This is a genomic window from Ideonella azotifigens (assembly GCF_006519715.1).
In the GTDB taxonomy this organism is placed as follows: domain Bacteria; phylum Pseudomonadota; class Gammaproteobacteria; order Burkholderiales; family Burkholderiaceae_C; genus Ideonella; species Ideonella azotifigens.
The window spans coordinates 1-787 of record NZ_VIDT01001207.1 but is presented as its reverse complement, the minus strand read 5'-3'; the positions used below and the strand labels follow the sequence as shown (position 1 = coordinate 787).

The following is a 787-nucleotide window of genomic DNA, read 5'->3' as shown; positions in this document are numbered from 1 at the left end:
TTCGCTGTCCTTGTGGCATTGCCAGTAGGTGACGTCCACCGAGGCTTCGGTGGGGCCGTAGAGGTTGTGCAGTTCGACGTGGTCCCAGGTCTGGAAGAAGCGCTGCTGCAGCTCCAGCGGCAGGGCCTGGCCGCTGCACATGACCTGGCGCAGCGACCTGGCACTGGCGGGCTTGGCTTCGTTGAGGAACACGTCCAGCATCGGCGGCACGAAGTGCAGCGTGGTGATGCGTTCGTCATCGATCACGCGCGCCAGGTAGGCCACGTCCTGGTGGCCGCCGGGCCTGGCCACGACCAGGGTCGCGCCTTCGAGCAGCGGCCAGAAGAATTCCCACACCGAGACGTCGAAGCTGAAGGGGGTCTTCTGCAGCACCCTGTCCGCTGCCGTCAGCGGGTAGGCCTCCTGCATCCATTGCAGGCGGTTGACGATGCCCCGGTGCTCGATGCCCACGCCCTTGGGCTTGCCGGTGGAGCCGGAGGTGTAGATGACATAGGCCAAATGGCCTGGCTGGGTCAGGTTCTCCAGGTTGCCGGGGTCGACCAGCAGCCTCTCGTCGCTGTCCAGCACGATCACCGGCAGGTCGGGCGTGGCGGGCACGCGGTCCTGCAGGTGGCTTTGGGTGAGCACGGCCACGGGGCGGGCGTCTGCCAGGATGGTGGCCAGGCGCTCGGCCGGGAAGCCGGGGTCCAGTGGCACGTAGGCGCCGCCGGCCTTCAGGGTGGCATACAGGCCGACGATCATCTCGACGGAGCGCTCCATGCACAGGCCCACGAGCGAGTCCGGGCCA

1 protein-coding gene is annotated in these 787 nt (G+C 67.7%); it reads right to left on the bottom strand.

Annotation, left to right across the window (positions count from 1 at the left end; genetic code table 11):
• Positions 1-771 (bottom strand): AMP-binding protein (locus FKP22_RS31630; RefSeq protein WP_310733410.1); only part of this gene is annotated, 771 nt, incomplete at its 3' end.
• Between the last annotated feature and the right edge of the window lie 16 nt (positions 772-787).